This is a genomic window from ANME-2 cluster archaeon, assembly GCA_014237145.1.
Classification (GTDB): domain Archaea; phylum Halobacteriota; class Methanosarcinia; order Methanosarcinales; family Methanocomedenaceae; genus Methanocomedens_A.
Genome location: JAAXOC010000084.1, coordinates 1 through 19,538 on the forward strand (window position 1 = coordinate 1; position 19,538 = coordinate 19,538).

General features: G+C 43.7%; 20 protein-coding genes. 10 read left to right on the forward strand and 10 right to left on the reverse strand.

Going from position 1 to position 19,538, the window contains the following annotated elements; translation table 11 throughout:
* Window positions 1-509, reverse strand: a 509-nt coding sequence (locus HF974_10680; protein ID MBC2698772.1) for an acylphosphatase, incomplete at its 3' end; no start/stop codon positions are given.
* A gap of 161 nt (window positions 510-670) precedes the next feature.
* Window positions 671-1,579, reverse strand: a complete 909-nt coding sequence (locus tag HF974_10685) for a serine/threonine protein kinase (GenBank protein MBC2698773.1) — start codon at window positions 1,577-1,579, stop codon at window positions 671-673.
* Window positions 1,580-1,770: 191 nt separating this feature from the next.
* Between HF974_10685 and HF974_10690 the strand changes: the two genes are divergently transcribed.
* The 3 genes from HF974_10690 to HF974_10700 all read left to right on the forward strand — a co-directional run bounded on the left by HF974_10690 (window position 1,771) and on the right by HF974_10700 (window position 3,960).
* Window positions 1,771-2,142, forward strand: coding sequence for a GxxExxY protein (locus HF974_10690; protein MBC2698774.1), 372 nt, complete (start codon window positions 1,771-1,773; stop codon window positions 2,140-2,142).
* Window positions 2,143-2,236: 94 nt separating this feature from the next.
* The gene (locus tag HF974_10695) at window positions 2,237-3,142 is read left to right on the forward strand and encodes a TIGR00269 family protein (GenBank protein ID MBC2698775.1); all 906 of its coding nucleotides are present in this window, start codon (window positions 2,237-2,239) and stop codon (window positions 3,140-3,142) included.
* Window positions 3,142-3,960 (forward strand): 4Fe-4S binding protein, encoded by an 819-nt coding sequence (locus HF974_10700; protein ID MBC2698776.1) that lies wholly within the window; start codon window positions 3,142-3,144, stop codon window positions 3,958-3,960. Before HF974_10695 ends, HF974_10700 begins: the two co-directional genes overlap by 1 nt.
* A gap of 14 nt (window positions 3,961-3,974) precedes the next feature.
* Here the strand turns inward: HF974_10700 and engB are convergent, their stop codons facing one another.
* The 6 genes from engB to HF974_10730 form a co-directional block, all read right to left on the reverse strand.
* The gene (engB, locus tag HF974_10705; protein MBC2698777.1) at window positions 3,975-4,601 is read right to left on the reverse strand and encodes a GTP-binding protein EngB; all 627 of its coding nucleotides are present in this window, start codon (window positions 4,599-4,601) and stop codon (window positions 3,975-3,977) included.
* Window positions 4,602-4,872: 271 nt separating this feature from the next.
* A complete protein-coding gene (locus HF974_10710; protein MBC2698778.1) occupies window positions 4,873-6,045 on the reverse strand; it encodes an RNA ligase in 1,173 nt (390 codons plus the stop codon).
* An 11-nt stretch (window positions 6,046-6,056) separates the two neighbouring features.
* Window positions 6,057-6,848, reverse strand: coding sequence for a CBS domain-containing protein (locus HF974_10715; protein MBC2698779.1), 792 nt, complete (start codon window positions 6,846-6,848; stop codon window positions 6,057-6,059).
* Window positions 6,849-7,739 carry a CBS domain-containing protein gene (locus tag HF974_10720; protein ID MBC2698780.1) on the reverse strand — a complete coding sequence of 297 codons (891 nt, stop codon included), beginning with the start codon at window positions 7,737-7,739 and terminating at the stop codon, window positions 6,849-6,851.
* Window positions 7,740-7,764: 25 nt separating this feature from the next.
* Window positions 7,765-8,700, reverse strand: coding sequence for a CBS domain-containing protein (locus HF974_10725; protein ID MBC2698781.1), 936 nt, complete (start codon window positions 8,698-8,700; stop codon window positions 7,765-7,767).
* Window positions 8,701-8,859: 159 nt separating this feature from the next.
* A complete protein-coding gene (locus tag HF974_10730; protein ID MBC2698782.1) occupies window positions 8,860-9,417 on the reverse strand; it encodes a CBS domain-containing protein in 558 nt (185 codons plus the stop codon).
* Window positions 9,418-9,903: 486 nt separating this feature from the next.
* Between HF974_10730 and HF974_10735 the strand changes: the two genes are divergently transcribed.
* The 7 genes from HF974_10735 to wtpA all read left to right on the forward strand — a co-directional run bounded on the left by HF974_10735 (window position 9,904) and on the right by wtpA (window position 17,836).
* Entirely contained in the window at window positions 9,904-10,956 is a 1,053-nt protein-coding gene (locus tag HF974_10735) for a hypothetical protein (GenBank protein ID MBC2698783.1), read from the forward strand.
* A 149-nt stretch (window positions 10,957-11,105) separates the two neighbouring features.
* The gene (locus HF974_10740; protein ID MBC2698784.1) at window positions 11,106-12,893 is read left to right on the forward strand and encodes a molybdopterin-dependent oxidoreductase; all 1,788 of its coding nucleotides are present in this window, start codon (window positions 11,106-11,108) and stop codon (window positions 12,891-12,893) included.
* A 29-nt stretch (window positions 12,894-12,922) separates the two neighbouring features.
* Window positions 12,923-14,473 (forward strand): metallophosphoesterase family protein, encoded by a 1,551-nt coding sequence (locus HF974_10745; GenBank protein ID MBC2698785.1) that lies wholly within the window; start codon window positions 12,923-12,925, stop codon window positions 14,471-14,473.
* A 1-nt stretch (window position 14,474) separates the two neighbouring features.
* Window positions 14,475-15,011, forward strand: coding sequence for a hypothetical protein (locus tag HF974_10750; protein MBC2698786.1), 537 nt, complete (start codon window positions 14,475-14,477; stop codon window positions 15,009-15,011).
* 157 nt (window positions 15,012-15,168) lie between these two features.
* Window positions 15,169-16,155 carry an argininosuccinate synthase gene (locus HF974_10755; protein ID MBC2698787.1) on the forward strand — a complete coding sequence of 329 codons (987 nt, stop codon included), beginning with the start codon at window positions 15,169-15,171 and terminating at the stop codon, window positions 16,153-16,155.
* Complete coding sequence (locus HF974_10760; GenBank protein MBC2698788.1) at window positions 16,152-16,745, forward strand: molybdopterin-dependent oxidoreductase; 594 nt, start codon at window positions 16,152-16,154, stop codon at window positions 16,743-16,745. Before HF974_10755 ends, HF974_10760 begins: the two co-directional genes overlap by 4 nt.
* An 8-nt stretch (window positions 16,746-16,753) precedes the next feature.
* Complete coding sequence (gene wtpA, locus HF974_10765; GenBank protein ID MBC2698789.1) at window positions 16,754-17,836, forward strand: tungstate ABC transporter substrate-binding protein WtpA; 1,083 nt, start codon at window positions 16,754-16,756, stop codon at window positions 17,834-17,836.
* Between the two features lie 108 nt (window positions 17,837-17,944).
* On the opposite strand, the gene HF974_10770 is transcribed toward wtpA, so the two are convergent.
* Both HF974_10770 and fdhD read right to left on the reverse strand, forming a co-directional pair.
* Window positions 17,945-18,667 carry a hypothetical protein gene (locus HF974_10770; GenBank protein MBC2698790.1) on the reverse strand — a complete coding sequence of 241 codons (723 nt, stop codon included), beginning with the start codon at window positions 18,665-18,667 and terminating at the stop codon, window positions 17,945-17,947.
* A 195-nt stretch (window positions 18,668-18,862) separates the two neighbouring features.
* Window positions 18,863-19,528 (reverse strand): formate dehydrogenase accessory sulfurtransferase FdhD, encoded by a 666-nt coding sequence (fdhD, locus tag HF974_10775; protein ID MBC2698791.1) that lies wholly within the window; start codon window positions 19,526-19,528, stop codon window positions 18,863-18,865.
* Window positions 19,529-19,538 lie beyond the last annotated feature (10 nt).

A 19,538-nucleotide genomic window follows, 5' to 3' on the forward strand; every position in this document is an offset into this window, starting at 1 on the left:
GTGTGCTCGGTTAATGTTGAACTTTGGTCTTTTAGTAATGCGGTATGTTCGGTTAATGTTGAACTTTGGTCTTTTAGTAATGCGGTGTGTTCGGTTAATGTTGAACTTTGGTCTTTTAGTAATGCGGTGTGCTCGGTTAATGTTGAATTTTGGTCTTTTAGTATAGCGGTATGTTCGGTTAATATTCCAATGCCTTTATCAAACCGTGCCATGTACTCCAAAACATCATCTATGGCAATCTTGCCAAACGGGGACGGTAATCTAATATCTTCTTTGATTTCCTTTGTTTCTATCGCAGTATCCGGACGGATTATTTTAAGGTCGTGAATAAATTCGTTTAAAACAGGTTCCAGACCACTGGCCATAACTTTAACTGATCCATCCACATCATTAAAAACGAATCCTGCTAATCCTCTGGCTCTGCCGTGAGCTTCTACAATCTCCCTATATCCTACCATCTGGACGTGATTAGATATTGTTGCATATATGCTTTTCATTGCAGCTGACATCTAATCTCTTTTTGAACTTGTTAGTATTATAGTTTTTTGGTGTTCGTTGCCTAGCGTGTTGCGGTGAGACAGGACTTTGACCTATACTAAACAGCGGAGAGCCGATAATATATCTAAAGATATTGTATGGTTGACTCGACACTAGATACCGCTTTCACTCGCTATTGCCAGAAGCTGGAAGCTGGAAGGTGGCTGAGTTCTGCACTCATCACTTCCCCCACATCCCTCTCCACCCCATACTTCCTCTTAAAAAATGCCAGCACATTCCCTACATCTCGCTCTAACAACTCCCCGGCCCGTTCATCCCCAACCTCAACATACTGCGGCCAGTCAATAAGCGTCACCCCCTCATCGCTCACAAAAATATTATACTCACTCAAATCCCCGTGCACCACACCCTTCACATACGCAGCCCGCACCTGCTCTAAAATCTTATCCCGGTACCACCCAGGGTCCACCACCCTAGTCTTGGACAGCTCGCCCCCCTCAGCAATAGCCATCACAATCACATTGCGGTTCTGGTCCACAGGCTCGGGCACGCTCACCTCAGGGTACAGCCGCTGCATCACCTCAAACTCCCGCTTCGCAGCCAGGCGTGCCGCATATATCCATGAAAAATGCTGTAACCCGTCCAGATGTTCACGCTTGCGCTTCACCTGCTTAAAACTCGTGCGCCCCTGTCTGTGGAACTTGAGGATAACCGGCTGCTGCCCCAGTCCCCCCACCATCTCCCGCAGCCCTTCATAGACCACAGACTCCTTGCCCACACCCAGCTCCTCACCGATGGCGGACAATGACTCCCGCTTCACCAATGCGTTCAGCGCCAGCAGGTCGTACCCCTCAAAATATATCCGGTAGCCCTCGTAGGGTACGGTCTGCCGCTGCAGCAGTCCCTTATGCCCCAGGTCCTTTAGGATATAATGCAACTGACCCATATCCAGTTTGGTATATCTGGATACCTCCTCCACGGGCACCCATTCATGGTATTTCATACCAACCTCTATACCTGTAAGCACACGGAAGTGCCTGGGTTCCAGCGACATAAACACAGACGAAATATCTTCAAGCATTGCACATTCATATGTAACGCATTAAATATAATTAGTTCTCTTCTCTTCTGTGTAGGCAACAGGAATATAAATTATTGTAAAAACAAATTACTAAAATTAGCTGGCTCTTGAGTATATTTGCATTTCTTGTTGTATAAACCATAAGAATTTTAACCACAGAGTACACAGAGGGCACAGAGAGTATGGAAAATATGGAATTGAATAAAATATCTGAAAAGATTATTGGTGCAGCAATACAAGTACATAAAACCCTTGGACCGGGATTGCTGGAGAATGCCTATGAGGCTTGTTTAAAGTATGAATTGGAAAAACAAGACCTTAAAGTCTTGTCACAGGTTGGGCTTCCTGTAATTTATGACGGAATGAAAATCGATTTGGGATACAGGTTGGACCTTCTAGTGGAAGATACTGTGATCATCGAACTTAAGGCTGTGAATAAGATTACACCAGTTCACGAAGCACAACTGCTTTCCTATCTCAAACTAAGCGGGAAACGCCTTGGTTTGCTAATTAATTTCAATGTGACTTATCTAAAGGATGGAATAACACGCAGGATTAATTAAATCTCTGTGTCCTCTGTGTTCTCTGTGGTTTTTTTCTTGCCATAACCATTATATTTACCAAATAATTAAACTTATTAACACCTTTCTACTTCCCATGAAATGCAGGAAATGCCAAAAAAAAGCCATTCACTTCCAGCCCTATAGCGGAGCCCACCTCTGCGCCCCACACCTCATCGAAGACATAGAGCGCAAGGTCAAGCACACCATACGCAAGCACCACATGATCGAGAAGGGCGACACCATAGCAGTAGCCTTAAGCGGCGGCAAGGACAGCACAGTCCTCCTGTACCTCCTGCACAAACTATTCGGTAAGCGCCCCGACATTAACATCATTGCAATAACCATCGATGAAGGCATAGCCGGATACAGGGCGGAGACCCTGCGTCATGCAAAAGAGATAACCTCAAAACTGGGCATCGAACACATCATCGCCTACTTCAAGGATGAATACGGTTCCACCCTTGATGAGATCGTAGCAAAAGGGGGCGAAAAAGGCCCGTGCAGCTACTGCGGAGCACTTCGCAAGCACCTGCTCAACATGACCGCACGCAAGAACGGTGCCACACGGCTGGCTGTAGGTCACAACCTGGATGACGAGGCCCAGACCGTGCTCATGAACCTGCTGCGCGGGGACGTGGAACGGATGGTCAGGATGGTGCCAGCCTGCGCCCAGCCCGGGCTTATACTGCGCTCAAAACCACTGCGCGATGTTCCTGAACGGGAAGTAGCACTCTATGCCATTTTAAAAGACCTGCCTGTTGATTTCAGTGAATGTCCCTATGCGTACAGCGCGATCAGGGGCGAGGTAAGGGATATGCTAAACGATTTCGAAGTGCCGCACCCAGGTACCAAGTACGCCGTACTGCGCAGCCTTGACAAACTGGCAGAACCATTAAGACACAACTTCCCGCAGCAATCCCTCAACACATGCAGCATCTGCGGTGAACCCACAGCCAGCGACATATGTCAGGTTTGCAGGCTGCTTGGGAGGGAGGGATAGTGTGCAAGTTCTGCGTGCAGCATGGTAAAGGGAACAAATGGTTCCACCATATTGATAATTTTGAAAAAAAGCATCTGGACGACCACCAGCGACTTGAACTTTCCCGGGCCATCTATCTCGACCTGGCAAAAGAAAATATCCCTGCTTCAGGTTTTATGACCCAGTACCAGATCCTGTTCAAAGGAATACCATTTCTGCTTAAGACCCCACTGGTTAAACAAGCAATACGGCCAGCTGTTAACCGGTTAGTTGAGCAGTACCATATAGGCCAGGTGATCACTTTAGAGGAAGCATGCAGGGTTGTTGATATTTCAGGACATGTGGCCCTGTTCGACTGTTGGTGCCGTCGTCATAAAGGGAACAGCGAAGCATGTTGCATGGGTGTGGGAGCTTTTGGCGATCTGGCAGATGACATACCCGAACTTAAATATATCAACATCTCTCCCGAAGAGGCAAAAGAGATCATGGAACTGTATGAAGAAAAAGGATGTTTCCACAGTGTCTGGACTGTGAAACCCCCTTTCATCTCTACTATCTGTAATTGTGACAACAAGGTATGTCATGGCACTGAAGGATTGAATCTGGGAATAAGTTCAGCTTTGCATAAGGGACACGAAAAAGCTTCAACTGACCCACATAAATGCAATGGATGTGGTTTATGCATATCAGTCTGTCCCTTTGGCGCAAGATATGAAAAGGACGGTCTGGTCTCGGCTGATATACAGGACTGCTTCGGCTGCGGGCTGTGCAGGCACAAGTGCCCGCAAGGTGCCATATCCATGAAAACCGTTAGCATATTAGGCACAAAGTTCCTGTGAAAACCAGTCAGGAATTACCTGATATATCCCAGCAGGTCATCCCGTCCCAGTTCATGTATCCGGCTCCTGATCAATCCGGAAAGTGCTTTCACATCCCCTTTTTTCGCACTAATAGGTACAAGTTTGTCAGGCCATTGTTTCCATGGCGGCAGGATGTCCAGCCTTTCAGCCACACCATTCATCACACTGTCCCTGTTCTTGTCCTTTATTTTATCAATCTTATTGACAGCCACGACCACATCCAGCTCCAGTTCCAGAAGGAACTGGTACATCTCAACCTCAAGTGGAATCTCACCACGTCCACTCCAGCGGTCCACTATTTCTGAAAATGACTTACCATTTAACACCAGTACTGCCAGGATGATACGGTCACTATGGTCCTCAATATACCTGACGAATTTTGTTTTTATAATATCCTGCTTGCGGTCCTTTACCCCGCTCATAAAGCCAAAACCAGGCATGTCAGTTACTATCAGGTCGCCCAATGCCAGGTTCCAGGGCCTGCGGGTAACACCGGGCCGTCGTCCTATAGGAACAGGCTTACCAGTAATGCTCTTGATAAGTGTTGACTTGCCCACGTTGGAACGGCCAACGAACACGATCTCATATTTAGAAGCATTTTTTTTATCAGGGGAAGCCATAATAGTGTAACAAAGGATAGTAGGCTGCAATAAACTTAATTGAATAAGTCACAAGAACTGACCATTGAATAAATCACCGAAACTAACCATGGATAAGTCACAAGAACTGACCATTGAATAAATCACCGAAACTAACCATGGATAAGTCACAAGAACTGACCATTGAATAAATCACCGAAACTAACCATTGGATAAGTCACAAGAACTGACCATTGAATAAATCACCGAAACTAACCATTGGATAAGTCACAAGAACTGACCACCTAATAAATCACCAGAACTGACCATTTAATAAAGCATCAGTACGGTCGTTGGTGCTTTGGTTCAATTTCTTAATTTCTATCAGGTACTGCCCATCCACGATCCGCGGCTCACCGAACTGGGCATCAATTCCCAATAACCTCAGGTGTTCCTCAAACTGCTGTGCCGTTTTCAGGCTGCTGACCCTTATCCTCACATTTTCAGTGATACGCTCGCCCCTTTTTCTTTTTCGAATGGTCTCTACCATTGGTTTTAAGATACTCTCACCCAACCGGCAGCTCCTCTCATGCAATGCATCCTCGTCTTCGTCCCACTCCATTGACTGAAACCCCTCCCTGACAACCCTGGAATAAAAGAAATCCCTACCATAGTCATTATAGAACTGGAACGCATATCGCAGATCGCTATTGGTACTCTCGGAACATGTATATTTCAGGGCTGGCAGTTTCATTTCCGGGTCCTTTATCACAACACCCTCATGTCCTGCTGCACTCAGTTCCCTGACCAAGTCGGTCACTACACGGGCAACGGCATCAACTGGATAATTCCCGAAGTGCCTTACAGTCTTGATACCATAACGCTCGCACAATTCGTTTTTCATTTCCAGTGTAATGGGTCTACCTGTATATTTCTCCCTGATGTCGAATACATAGAATGCGATACTTTCCACTTCCGGATAAATATCCTTCGGGACATATGGGTTATCAGGACCCACCATTTCACCGCATAGTACCAGATCTGAATGGTCCTGGAAAAATTCAAGTCCAATCCTCTCGGTTGCTTTTTCTGTGGTATATGGGCACACCAACCCACCCCTGGTAAGAGCAAGGACCTGGTCTTGTATCTTTACAACCCTGACATTGTAACCGTTCATCTTTTCTTCAATGGCAACCAGTGGCAATCCTTTGAAGTGTATTTGAATAGTAGGTTCAAGTACCATAGCCCGGTGTATCTTCGGGAAGCCTTTTACGATCTCAATGTCACTCACCAGATTGAAAAGAGTGGTCCCTGGCTCCACTCCCGATATCCCCTTTTCGAACCTGTAATATTCAGGAAGGAACCTGGAGATCCTCTGCAACACTCTTCTCTTTATCATACCGGTTATCTTTGATTCCGGCATTCCCAGTGCTTTTGAAGCAATTCTTATAAATTCTTCATCAAAAATTTCCTGAAATCTTTTCATGAATAGTCTAACTAAATCTTCCTGGCAATGGCATCAAGAAGACTCCTGCGTGTGATCACACCCACAAGCTCATCTTCCAGGTTAACGACAGGCACTCCACCAAGGTTCTTCTCAAGCATCAATGAAACCACATCCTTGATCTGGGCATTTGTCTTTACAGATATGACACCACGAGTCATTATATCTTCTGCAAGCAGGTTCTTGATCCTGCTATCCTGCTGGTTGCCTGAAACAAGGTCCCTGAATGCCCGAAGCCCGGTAGCGATATCATGTTCGGTAATGATCCCTATAAGTTCACCATTTTCGATAACGGGCAACCGCCCAATATCATTATCAAGCATCATCCTCCTGGCATGGATCACCCTTTCCCCTGGCCCGATAGTGATGGGTTGGCGCATAATCTCTCCGGCATATGAATTGCTGAACGGATAGTTCTCAATGACCTGTTGTGGCGTAACCCATCCTGCCACATTATCATTATCAATGATAAGAAGTATCCCGTTATTTTTGTTCATCAATATAACACCATCATCGACACTCATATCAGGCAGCACTTTATTGTAGTTATCAGTAGTCGCCGTAGCTACATGCATGGCCGAAGCAGGGAGGCTTAATTTTTTCCTGGTACCCAGTTCCCTTGTTATTGTACGCATTGTGACAATACCATGTATATTGTTATTATGCATAACAAGGAGTCTTCTGGTACTGTATTTTTCCATTGTATCAAGTGCATATGATAATTTCTCAGATTTATCTATTGTTATCGGTTCTGTCATTATATCCTGCATATTCATTTTTTTCACCTACCGTGCTATAATTGCCTGCAAAATGTTTTTCGAATATACGATTCCTGTTATATCTTCATCAACAACGAGTATACCATTGATGCGCTGGTCGACCATGATCTTTGCTGCATCTGTTACCCTGCTGTTATTACTTAAAGTAATGATTGGTTTGGACATGATATCTTCAGCTACCATAGACACTTCCTTTACATACCTGAGTACCTTCTCACCAGCAATGCGGTCCTTGCGTGCCATCTTAACATCCTTGGATGGTAGTCCTCCTTCAGGATTTGTCATCCTGTTCATTGCAAGGTCTGTCCTGGTAATGGTACCCACGGGTTGATTGCTGTCATCCACCACGATTGTCCTGTCCACTTGATTGCTTTTCATCTCATGGATCACATGACTGATGCTATGGTGCCTGTGAACAGTGAGAAAGAACTTTTCCATAATATCATCTACAACAGTAGTATCATCGAGTGTCGAGTAATATCGTATCAGGTCAAGTTTCGTGATAATACCAATTAAATTCCTATCAGTCTTACTCCTGACTACAGGTAATCCACTGATATTATTCTCAAGCAGGATTTCAGCAGCCTGCCTGGGTGTGGCATCAGGGTGTATCGTCAAAGGGTCAGGTGACATAACCACGCTAATTGGAATATTGCCAATGGGACGCCTGCGCCATTTCGGCTCTGCCTGGTCCAGTCTTTCACTAATATCTGTCTTTGTCACCACTCCTATGGATATTACTTCCGGTGATCTTGATGTAACTTCTTTTGTCGTATCATTTTCAATGACCACGAGCCTGCTTATACCGTGTTTTAACATAAGGTTCCTTGCTCTTGATATGGGCTCATTGGATGCTATCAAGTAGACAGGGGAACTCATAATATCTTTTACTTTCATTGCAATACTTCCTTTGGATAATAGATCAATCTACCAGTGCCTTGATAATATCACGTTCGGTTAAAATACCGCATAATTCTCCATCATCGATTATGGGAAGTGCTCCTACTTTATTTTTCAGCATTAATGCTGCCGCTTCACCGATATCAATGCCGGAATTAGTCCAGATGATGTCGCGCAATATCAAGCTTTTCAATGGGACCTTGAATGCATCAGAGACATCCCCGGTCATAAGTTTCTGGAATATTTCACCACTGCCCAGATACCTCATAACATCAGATGCAGTAACAATTCCCAGCAGTACGTCTTCCTTTACAATTGGGATTCGCCTAAAACCCTTCTCTATCATAGTCCTGGTGGCTTCGCCCACAGATATATCAGGCGAGGCAGTAACTACTTTGTTACTCATATATTTGTTTACCGATTTTGAGGTAGTAATATCTGCCACTGTTCTTACGAAATCGCGTTCTGATACGATACCGACCACAACATTATCATCATCAACGATAGGAATGCCGCCGATGTTCTTTTCGATCATGGTTTTAATGGCGTTTGAAATATTATCATTGACTCCCAGACTGACGACGTCTTTTTTCATGATCTCCCTGACATCTTCGTTTATGGCAGCAGCAAGGTTGCCTTTGTACCTGTTCTTGACAATATTATGTCTGAGTCCGCCACCAAGGAAATCCACAATATCCAGACTTGTAATGATCCCTACTAACCTGTTCGTACCTGCATCGGCGATTGGAACACGCCTGAATCCATATTTCAACATGGTTTTTGCAGTTCCCATAATATTGGTTGTTGGGGGAAGAGTAACGATATTTTTAGATGCAATTGCCATGATATCACCCTGGTTGTGTGAAACCCTTGATTTAAAATCCACTGCCCCCCGATCCATTACACCAGTACTATCCATTGCTCTTATATCAGATCGGTTTATATTTTGTCTCTTCATATTTTCACCGTTTTGTTAATTATTAAATGTAAGATTGTATTTCGATATTCACCATACCACAGTTGAAATTAATTCCATGTTATTTTCCAGCTGGATGTTTTTCCATTATTGCATGAACAGTTAATTTGTCCATCAAAACACCCAAAGTAACAATAAGTACTAATCAATTTCCCTGCAGTATTCGCACATCAACGACCCATTGAAGTAGTCAAGATTATCCGTATATTTCCCGCAGTTCTCACACACACCCATGCTGATCATTTCAGGGATCTCCTTACTGGTTGTAATACTCCTTTCCCTGTGCATGTTGACAAGTTCGGATAATATGTTTCCCATCTCCACAGATACCGAAACAAGGTCCGTATCTGTCACCAGCCCGACAAGTATCTTGTCTTTGACGATCGGTATGCGCCTGATATGCATATTGAGCATAAGGTCAATGGCTTTTTGCAGGTCTTCATCAGCATCAAGAGTTATCAGCGGAGTTGTCATGACCTTTGTCAAGCTGAGTGAGTCAGGATTTACGTTTTTAGAAATGATCTTCTTGACCATATCACGCTCGGTAAGGATACCTATCGGGTTATGACCTTCCATTACTATCAGGCTGCCCACATCAAGCTCAATCATTTTTTTTGCGGCATCTGATATTTTAATACCTTTATCGATGGTAATGGGATCACTTGTCATGATCTCCCTGACTGGCATTCCGGTTTCCATTTTATTGTACCTCCCTTGAAAATCTGATGTACTATAGTAAACTTATCTATTTGATTGAATATAAAGAATTGGTAATAAGGGACTTTTGGACCTAAATTCACTTTTCCTCCCTTTCGAACCAAATGTGGTGCAATGTCATCCATAATCTAAAGAAATCCAATTCTGCGAACATAATGTGCAAAATAAAGCATATCACTCCATCCTGCAAACCCCTTACTCCTGAAAGTTACATTGCTACGAGGTAGAAAATAAGGAGTGAGATGATTTGTCGATACCAGAACAGTGATCCAGCGACATCCATTTATTCCATCTGTTCGGATTATTCCTCTCTTTTCATTTTCTTCAAATTGGTAATTGCTTCTTCCTGCCCAGTCATTTTCGAAAGGATTATAACTATTCACATTATGTTTTGCTGAACACAACGAATGATCAGTTGAAAAAAACTGAATCAATAATAATAGTAAAACAAGGATGAATAGAATGATGATGAAAAAGATCAGACAAAATATGGCACTGACAATGCTGTTATGCATTGTGATGTTATGTTCAGCGCTGTCGGCACAGGCCGATGCCACAACCGAAGTGCATGTAGTAAAATACGCTCCGGACGGAACAACGATACTGGATGAAACAACAGTAACCACCGGATGGATGGAAACTAACTTGCCGGTTCATGGAGACGGAACGACACACTACTACCATCAGGGCCCTGTTTTTGATGATGATGCTGATCGATGGGATCCGGATGAAACGCTAAACCTGAAGGATAAGGGAGCCTTAAAAGGTACCGATGTTAAAGACCTGTGCGACCTTGTAGGAGGAATGTCTTCAGGTGATGAAATTAAGATCAAAGCATTTGACGGCTTCTATAAATCTTTTGCCTATAAAGATGTCTATACACCCGAGGCTGAACAGGGGCCTATGGTCCTGTGTTGGCATAAAGACGGAAACTCTGTACCAGCGTATGACGACGGGATACAGCTTGTCTTTTTCGCCCGGACCCAGAATGCTGCGGGACAATATGTATTTGGCAACTGGGATATGCATGAGTGTCTGGATGAAGAATACAGGTACAATTATAGTGCGATATACCCCTCTTCAAATGGGCTGTCTGTGAGGACTGTTAGTGATATCGAAATATATACTACCCAAAGTAGTGGTGGAGACGCTTCAACATCGCTAACTGCAATTGCAAACGTGGAAGTGATCATGGTCGGTATCTCATTGAACAGAACTGAAATAGACTATGGAGATGTTGGGCCGGGTCTTAGTTCAGATAACGAACCAGTTGAAATAACAAATATCGGCTCATCCGATGTTGATGTATCACTTGAAGTTGAGGGTAAAAGTGGAACCGCACAGGATTTCTACGAACAGTCGTTGTTTGTAGATAATGAGCTGTACAATCCCGCAACAACAATTGCACAGATTATAACATCGAGCTCGGAAGACATATTAACTCAACTGAGAGTTCCATCTGATTGGAATGAAATTGGTACACAGGATGCGACATTTGTATTCTGGGCAGAGGAAGCTTAATCCTCTTCCCAAATTTAGCACAAATTGGTTTTCACAGCTATTAGCAATTGATACACTGTGTTCATTCCAACACAATTAATTAATTGTCTAATTGCAGCAACCAGAGACATTGAGCTAATAAAAAAAAGTGGAAATTGGATGGAGATAAAATGAAAATATTTACGACAGTGAATATACTGTTATCTATTGTAATCATGGGCTTGGTTATGCCAGTAGTGGCATCCGAAGAAGCAACAACATGGGACCTTGAATTGGTCGGGGCGATAAATAATACCATTAGCAATTCAACATTCGAGTCTTGCGTGGGATGTCACGGCGTTTCATATACTGATTCCGAAAATAATGAATGGGAAGGTATTCCCTTGTGGTATCTGATGGGGGATGTGGATGATACCGTAACGCATGGTACTGGCGCTTTTAATGATACACTTGCTGCTGATGGGGACGGGTATGACGTTAAAATTATCGCTGGCGATGGTTACAGTAAAACATTAGATTCAACTTACCTGGCAGAAAACAACAGCTACATAGTTGCATGTTACCTGAATGGCACGCCACTGCCCGAACTTACTGATGATGAAAAACCATTTGCACCCCTAAAACTTGTCGGACCATATTTATCCGGCGGACAGAAGGTCGGCAACATCGCAAGAATTGAACTGGATGTAGCAGTAGCTCCTCCCCAGCCAGACCTCACTTTGATCGGTAGTGAGACAAAGTTTTACTCTCTTAATGAGGTCAAAGCAATGCCAGCTTACACGGCAAGCGGTGGATTCGAGAAATCAACCGGTGCAATAGTAGGTCCATATACATACACAGGCGTTAATTTAACATATCTGACAGACCTTGTTGGCGGAATTACACCTTCAAACAGCATTAAGATAACAGCCTCCGACGGATATTCAATGACCTACACTCATGATCAGGTAATGGGTGGTATTACCATCTGTAGTACAAATGAAGAAGAAACAGATGAACCTTTGACAATGGTCTTAGCATACGAAGAAAACGGTAGTCAGATACCAGATGAGTATGGTGGACCATTGAGAATTGCATTCATAAGACCTGATACTCCAATAACAGATGGACACTTCTGGATCAAATATGTAAATAAAATAGAGATCCTTAGCAGTGTAGAGGAATGGGACATGACACTAACAGGTGCAATTGTTGATATCATGGACCGTTCGACATTCGAATCTTGCGTGGGATGTCACAGTGTTTACTGGACAGATGATAGTGACCGAAACTGGAGAGGAATTCCATTATGGCTGTTAGTTGGTGTGGTGGACGATGATGTGAATGAAGAGGCTACACACTATTTCAATAATGCACTTGCAGATCAGGGATATAATGTTACAGTGATCGCAAGCGATGGCTACAACAAGACCTTTAACAGCACATTTGTGAAACGAAACGACAATATCATCCTTGTAAATGAACTTAATGGAACAGCATTACCAGATACTGATTGGCCGCTTAAATTCACAGGTTCTGGCCTGGCAAAGAATGAAAACGTGAAACAGGTTGTCGAAATACAGTTGAACGATCTGCCATCATTGCCCTCATCGTCCTCATCACTTACTGCGACTGCGAACGTAAATATCCAGATGGTTGGGATCTCGCTGAACAGAACCGAAATAGACTATGGTAATGTGAGGGCAGGTCAAAGTTCAAAGAACGAATGTGTTAGAATAACAAATGTCGGTTCATCCTATGTTGAGGTAACACTTGAAGTTGATGGTGAAAGTGAAACTGCACAGGATTTCTACGAACAGTCGCTGTTTATAGATAACGGGCTGTACAATCCCGCAAACATAATTGCAAATATTGCATCATCGAACTCGGAAGACGTAGTAACTCAACTCAGAGTTCCATCTGGTTGGACTGAAGCTGGAACACAGGGTGCGACATTTGTATTTTGGGCAGAGGCTTAAAGCCTCTCTTTTTATTTTTTTTGAATAATATGAAATTGAAAAAAATGAAGAGAAGAGGCATGATATGTATTATGATATTTGGTCTTATCATAATCCCCATCGCAGATGCAGACATCTTATGGGGACCCTATATCACTAACACTGGTATAAACTCAGCTACTATTAACTGGAAGACAGAAAATGCAACTACTGGAATAGTAAAATATGCAACAGAGGAATATTATACTGGGAACAGTGGATACGACCATACAATTACTGATACGGAAAACAAGCAACTTCATCATCTCATTATCACAAACCTGACACCAAGTATGAAATATCACTATCAATTAACAGCTGGAAATGAATACCTATGTACTGAAGACCACACCTTCAGAACATTCCCACTTAATGACTCATTCATCTTCATCGTGTATGGGGATACGAGAGAACAAACTCCGTTATTCACGCAAATGGAGAGGCACAAACTTGTTGCAGACCGTATCTCCGAAGAGGAGAATATCTCGTTCGTGCTGCATACTGGAGATTTTGTCTGTTCCGGAGAAGACCTTGAAGAATGGAATGATTTCTTCGGTGCCGGAAGGGCAATGCTGGCAAACACAACTATCTATCCTGCGCTTGGAAATCATGAAGACAATCACACAAACTACTATGATGCGTTTAATGTCTCCCAGTGGTACTCGTTCAACTGCGGCAATGCACATTTCACAGTTCTCGATAGCAACGATTGGGCAGACATGACCGAACAGACAGAATGGCTGCAGGATGACCTTGACAACACTGCAACATGGAAATTCGTATCGTTCCACCATCCACCATACAGCTCTGATAAACGTCATTGGGGTGGCTGGTCGCTTCAAAGGGATCACTGGGAAGATATTTTCATAGATAATAGTGTGGATGCAGTATTCAACGGTCACGTGCATGCCTATGAGCGGTACAAGGAGAATGGAATTCAATATATGGTTCTGGGCTGTGGTGGAGCGCCGTCTTATTGGCTTGCTGAGGAGAAGATACCGGGCTACCAGAACAGTTTTGAACATACGCTCGGATACGCGAAGATCACAATAAAAAGTAATACAGTGACAATGGACATTATAAAAGTTGCAGATGTCTCTGAAGATAACAAAGAGGTTACATATATTTATCCAAAAAATACGGTATTTGAAACTGTTATCCTTGAAGGAGCATCGACATCCCCTCCCCATTCTCCTTTTTCATCGCTGACCACACATGCAAACGGAAAGAACCCTATGGTTGGAATATCGCTTAACAGGAGTGTGATAGACTATGGGAATGTAGTGGCAGGTCACAACTCAAATAATGAATCTGTTAAGATCACAAATATTGGATCATCGTGTATGACGGTGACACTCGAAGTTAACAGTGAAAGTGAAACAGCACAGAATTTCTATGAACAGTCGCTGTACATGGATAACGTACAGTATGATCCCGCAATTATTATTGCACATATCCCGGAATCAAATTCAAAAGATGTAGTTACCCAGCTGATAATTCCATCTGATTGTATTGAAGCTGGGAGACAGGATGCGACATTTGTATTCTGGGCGGAGGTATAAAATGAAAATGAAAATGAATAAAGAATGGATATTTTTAATAATTCTAACCGGGTATGTTTGTGCAGTCCCATTTGCAGCTTCTGCCACTGGTTTTGCAGTAGGTCCACCATCTATTAATCTCACAGTGCCTGTAGATGGAGAAAATACTATCGTTGTCTATGTTACGTCACATGACTATGATGGTGAAGTTGTGGTTGGAACTGAAAACATTCCGCTGCGGGTTTCCCCGAAAGTGATACAGTTGAGTGATACAGACGAGAACAGGAGAATTGAACTGACATTCTACGGTAACAGATCAGTCAAAGAAGAAACTTACTCAGGTAAATTGACCTTTCTCGGATCAACTGAAAAAAACATTGTTGGTGGGGTGAAGATCAAGGTAGCTGTTACCCAGATAAGCCGTGCTGATGCAGGTGCTGGCGGTATACAGGGTTCAATTATTGACTCATTACGTGCAAACTCTACTGTAATCATCGGGACACTCCTGGTCATGGTGAGCTTGATACTTGGCATAGGGATCGGAAGGAGAAGAAAGTGAAAAAACAGTATCCACTTCAAATCTAAAGGTAATTTGAAAATTATTAGACAGGATTTACAGGATCGACAGGATATACCGCAACGTCAACATCATGTAAATCCTGTAAATCCGGTCAAAATACCATGCTTTTTGAAGTGGATACAAAAAACACATTATTATGAATCGAACAATACTTGTTTGGCTGATGTTTGTGTTCTTTGTGTCTACGACATCTGTGACAATAGTGCAGGCAGCGGGACCAACGACAGAAGTGTATGTGGTAAAGTATGCAGAGAATGGAACGATCTTACACGAAACGACTGTAACGTATCAATGGATGGAGGCAAACTTGCCGGTCTATGGAGATGGAATAACGCATTACTATCACCAGGGAGCAGTGTTTGAGGGTGACAAATGGGACCCGAATGAAACCAGGAGTTATAAAGATAAGGGTGCTGTGAAAGGTACGGATATTCGAAATCTATGTGATCTAACTGGAGGCATGGTTTCTGGCGATGACGTGATGATCCGTGCATCTGATGGTTATCATGTGGAGTTTGGTTACACAAATGTATATGAGCCGCAACCCAGACAGGGAGTTATGGTCCTTTCCTGGTATAATGGTGAGGATACAAAAGTCGGTGAGAGTCAGGGAGTGGGTTATCCACCTGATTATTATACAGGAATGCGGCTTGTATTCTTTTCTGACAACTCTACCAATCCTGAAAAAAAACACGTTTTCGGAGTCTGGGACATGCATGAATGCCTTCCTGAAGCATCGCAGCACTTTTACGAACTATATCCCTCTACAAATGGTCTGTCAATAAAATGGGTCGATGAGCTAAGGATCTACAGCGGGGGATATTTCGGCGAAGATGTGGGTCCGGCAAAATCCCTGTCCACCAGGATATCTGGTGGTGAGGAAGGTGTCGCTGGTGGGGAAGGTGCCGATGGTGAGAATGGTGTCGCTGGTGGAGAAAGTGCCGGTTGTGAAGATGGTGTCGCTGGTGGAGAAAGTGCCGGTTGTGAAGATGGTGTCGCTGGTGGAGAAGGTGACAGTGGTGGTATTGGTGGTAGTACTGGTGTCGGTTCACTGCCTGGTTTTGGGAGCATACCTGTGATTCTCGGCTTGCTACTGGTTGCGTACATGGGGAGAACAAGATGAAAGTAAGTGGCAAAACCAAATTTTTGGTTGTTCTTGCAGTGATATGTGCCGGTGTCATCGGTACTCTAGCTACTGTTGTAAATACGCATCCTTCCAGAGTGCCTGCTGAAACAATCGACTGGAACCTAACGTTGATCGGCAACGGAGGAAATGAGAAAGTCCTGGCCTTTGATGAGCTTAAAGAATTACCCTCTTATGAGGGTCATGGTGGGTTTTTTTCAACTGTTGGTATGAAATACGGTCCGTTTGAATGTAAAGGCGTTTTAGTGGAAAACCTCTGCACGCTTGTTGGCGGGATTGAACCTTCGAACACGCTCTGGGTATCTGCACCTGATGGGTACTTAATGGTCTTTACCTACGATCAGGTCCAGGGAGATATTATCACTTACGACCCCGCAACTTTGAGGGAAATGCCACACACTGACCTGAAGATGATATTGATGTATGAACAGGACGGTGCGCTCATTCCTGAGGATGACGGCAGACCGCTCAGGATCGCTATTGTTTCGTCAAATGATGGATTCGTGACAGAAGGACATTACTGGGTTAAGTGGGTGAATAAAATAGAGATTCGAACTCCTGGCAGGTGATCCGCCCAATGGTTAGATCGATACATTTTGTAGCCGGGATACTGATTCTAATTTTTATTGCTGCTATAGTTATGGGTATGGCTGTATACCAACCAGACAGCCATGATGAAACAAAATTAAAAGTTATCTGTGCAGGAAGCCTGATCGAGTCATTCTACGAATTTGAAAAGGAATTTGAAAACAAACATCCCGGGGTGGACGTGCAGGTAGAAGGCCATGGAAGTATACAGGTAATAAGACACGTGACAGATCTGCACAAAGAGGTGGATGTGATTGCTGTTGCTGACCACTCACTTATTCCTGATATGATGTATCCTGAGTATGCTGACTGGTATATAGCCTTTGCAACAAATGAGATGGTGATCGCGTACAACAACCAGAGCAAATACGCTGACGAAATTACATCTGATAACTGGTATGAGATCCTCAAACGTCCTGGTGTCACGTTCGGTTTTTCAAATCCAATGCTTGATTCATGTGGATACAGGGCGCTTATGGTTACTCAACTTGCTGAATTGCACTATGATGACCAGACTATTTTTGATGATGTAATAGCATGTAATTTCGATCCCGCAATTGCGGTAAATACGAATAATGATACCTGCATTGTGGTTATGCCTGAAATATTTGAACACAAAACTGAGAAGATTGTAATCAGGGGTGGGAGTATACAGTTACTGGCTTTCCTTGATTATGGAGAGATCGACTATGCTTTTCAGTACAAGAGTATGGCACAGCAACACGGATTGCAATTTGTTGACCTGCCCTCTGAGATTGACCTGAGTTCTACCGAATCTGAAGATATCTATAATAAAGTTATAATTCAACTTGGATTTCAGAGGTTTACGTCAGTTGGAACCGAGCGATCAGGTAAACCGATCTTCTATGCAATGACCATACCAGATAGTACACAGCATCCGGAACTTGCAGTAGAGTTTGTGAAATTTGTGTTAAGCGAAGACGGACAGATAATACTCCATAATACAAAGATACCTCCAATTTATCCTATGGCTGATGATCCGGACAACATACCTGATGAACTCAGATTAATGGATAAAATATATGGTCCTGAAACCTTTACTTTACTTTGATCGACTGAAAGTTACAGGGCAGGAATAGATTGAAGAACCGGAGCAACTGATCTGGCAAGAAAATGCTAACTGACACTCGAATTTTATTTAAACCCCCGCACTAAACGATCATGTCGATCGTGGACAGAACCTCTCAAGACCAAGTAAGCAGGCAACCCCTGCTATACTGATACCATAGAAGACTGACTTTCCCCTAGCGAAATCAAGTATCGGTTCAATGGTCCCGTTAACGACCGTTGTTCCCGTGACCAGTGCAAGATCACACCATTTTAGCACCTCTTCTGAATACCTGCTGCCATCCAGCACAACAACACCGAATTTCTCCTTTCCTATATTCTCACAGTCCATATCCAGTATCTTAAGTTCATGCTGCTCAGCACAGCACCGTGCATGAACCGGCTGGAACCCGACCAGTGCGATCCTTGATCGTTCGTACTTCCCAAGGAATTCCACCAGATCCTCACCACATTCCTTAGGACCGCTGTCCTTACAGTGAACGCTCCCCTCGATCATACCAAGATTTCGCATCACCGCGTTCAGGCTAGCGATGAAGATTGCCCTCCTGAAGTTGTTCGTAAGTTCCATATCCAGGACATCCCTGAGCGTTCCCTCGAAATTGCCGTGCATATCTGTGAATGCCTGACCGAAACTGCCCCGAAACTCAGCCTGCATCAGTCGCTCATGCCCTTTTAGTATTGGGAAGTCCTCACTTTCAGGATTTCCTATAGCTTCTTCAGGGGTCAGGGGTTTAGCCCTGATCATCACTGTTTCGTTCAGCAGGTCATTTTCTTCGACAATTAGTTCGAATTTATCCTTTATCACTGAGTACATTCATATCCTGTCCCCTAATAACCATCAACGGTACTACCGTCATACATCATGAATAATCAGACAATTATAATTTAACCACAGATTAACACAGATGAACGCAGATTTTCAGGCAGCGTATCCGCGTTTATCAGCGTTTATCTGCGGTTAGTTTGATAATACCAACATGTAATGTAGTGGTCTCGTTTTTAACTATATTCATATCACCCTATGTGCTCCCGTATACACATACAGGTCGGGTTTGCGTGCAAATGCCACCAGGGTCATACCTACCTCATCTGCAAGCCTTATGCCTTCGCTAAGAGGTGCAGCCTTGCTGGCAATAAGCGGAAAACCTGCACGTGCTGCCTTGGCAATCATTGTGACCGAGAGCCTGCCAGTAGTCACAAGCACACATTTCGAAAGGTCAATGCCGCTAAGCATCGCTTTGCCGACTGTCTTATCCACAGAACACGCCCTGCTAACATCTTCACAGAAGACGAGTACCTCACCACCGGAGTTGCATACCATCGATAAATGCGTGCCGCCCGTTCTCCTCCACGACTTTGCACGCACCTTGAGTTGCTCTATCGCACTGAAAATAACCTTTGTTTCAAAGCAGACGTTCAGAGCGGCGGAATTTATGTGCTTAATATTTGCATACTGTTCTTGTTGCCCTACCTGCTGCAGCTTATCCGTAATCTCACAGGAGATGGAGTCATCCCCGATCTTCATAGAGATGATATCATCAGGTGAGGTCACAAAACCCTCACAGAGCAAAAAGCCTGCTGCGAGTTCTTCAAGTTCCCGCGGACTTGTGAGAACAGTGGTGATGTGGGTGCTGTTCACGTTGAGCTTGAAGCTATTTTCGATTGCAACATCCACATCGACCTGT

What these genes read in the sequence shown, in the direction of transcription:
- HF974_10685 (MBC2698773.1), bottom strand. Translation starts at nt 1,579, where the DNA reads ATGCTTGAAGATATTTCGTCTGTGTTTATGTCGCTGGAACCCAGGCAC.
- HF974_10690 (MBC2698774.1), top strand. Translation starts at nt 1,771, where the DNA reads ATGGAATTGAATAAAATATCTGAAAAGATTATTGGTGCAGCAATACAA.
- HF974_10695 (MBC2698775.1), top strand. Translation starts at nt 2,237, where the DNA reads ATGAAATGCAGGAAATGCCAAAAAAAAGCCATTCACTTCCAGCCCTAT.
- engB (MBC2698777.1), bottom strand. Translation starts at nt 4,601, where the DNA reads ATGGCTTCCCCTGATAAAAAAAATGCTTCTAAATATGAGATCGTGTTC.
- HF974_10710 (MBC2698778.1), bottom strand. Translation starts at nt 6,045, where the DNA reads ATGAAAAGATTTCAGGAAATTTTTGATGAAGAATTTATAAGAATTGCT.
- HF974_10720 (MBC2698780.1), bottom strand. Translation starts at nt 7,739, where the DNA reads ATGAAAGTAAAAGATATTATGAGTTCCCCTGTCTACTTGATAGCATCC.
- HF974_10725 (MBC2698781.1), bottom strand. Translation starts at nt 8,700, where the DNA reads ATGAAGAGACAAAATATAAACCGATCTGATATAAGAGCAATGGATAGT.
- HF974_10730 (MBC2698782.1), bottom strand. Translation starts at nt 9,417, where the DNA reads ATGGAAACCGGAATGCCAGTCAGGGAGATCATGACAAGTGATCCCATT.
- HF974_10735 (MBC2698783.1), top strand. Translation starts at nt 9,904, where the DNA reads ATGAAAAAGATCAGACAAAATATGGCACTGACAATGCTGTTATGCATT.
- HF974_10740 (MBC2698784.1), top strand. Translation starts at nt 11,106, where the DNA reads ATGAAAATATTTACGACAGTGAATATACTGTTATCTATTGTAATCATG.
- HF974_10745 (MBC2698785.1), top strand. Translation starts at nt 12,923, where the DNA reads ATGAAATTGAAAAAAATGAAGAGAAGAGGCATGATATGTATTATGATA.
- HF974_10750 (MBC2698786.1), top strand. Translation starts at nt 14,475, where the DNA reads ATGAAAATGAAAATGAATAAAGAATGGATATTTTTAATAATTCTAACC.
- HF974_10755 (MBC2698787.1), top strand. Translation starts at nt 15,169, where the DNA reads ATGAATCGAACAATACTTGTTTGGCTGATGTTTGTGTTCTTTGTGTCT.
- HF974_10760 (MBC2698788.1), top strand. Translation starts at nt 16,152, where the DNA reads ATGAAAGTAAGTGGCAAAACCAAATTTTTGGTTGTTCTTGCAGTGATA.
- wtpA (MBC2698789.1), top strand. Translation starts at nt 16,754, where the DNA reads ATGGTTAGATCGATACATTTTGTAGCCGGGATACTGATTCTAATTTTT.
- HF974_10770 (MBC2698790.1), bottom strand. Translation starts at nt 18,667, where the DNA reads ATGTACTCAGTGATAAAGGATAAATTCGAACTAATTGTCGAAGAAAAT.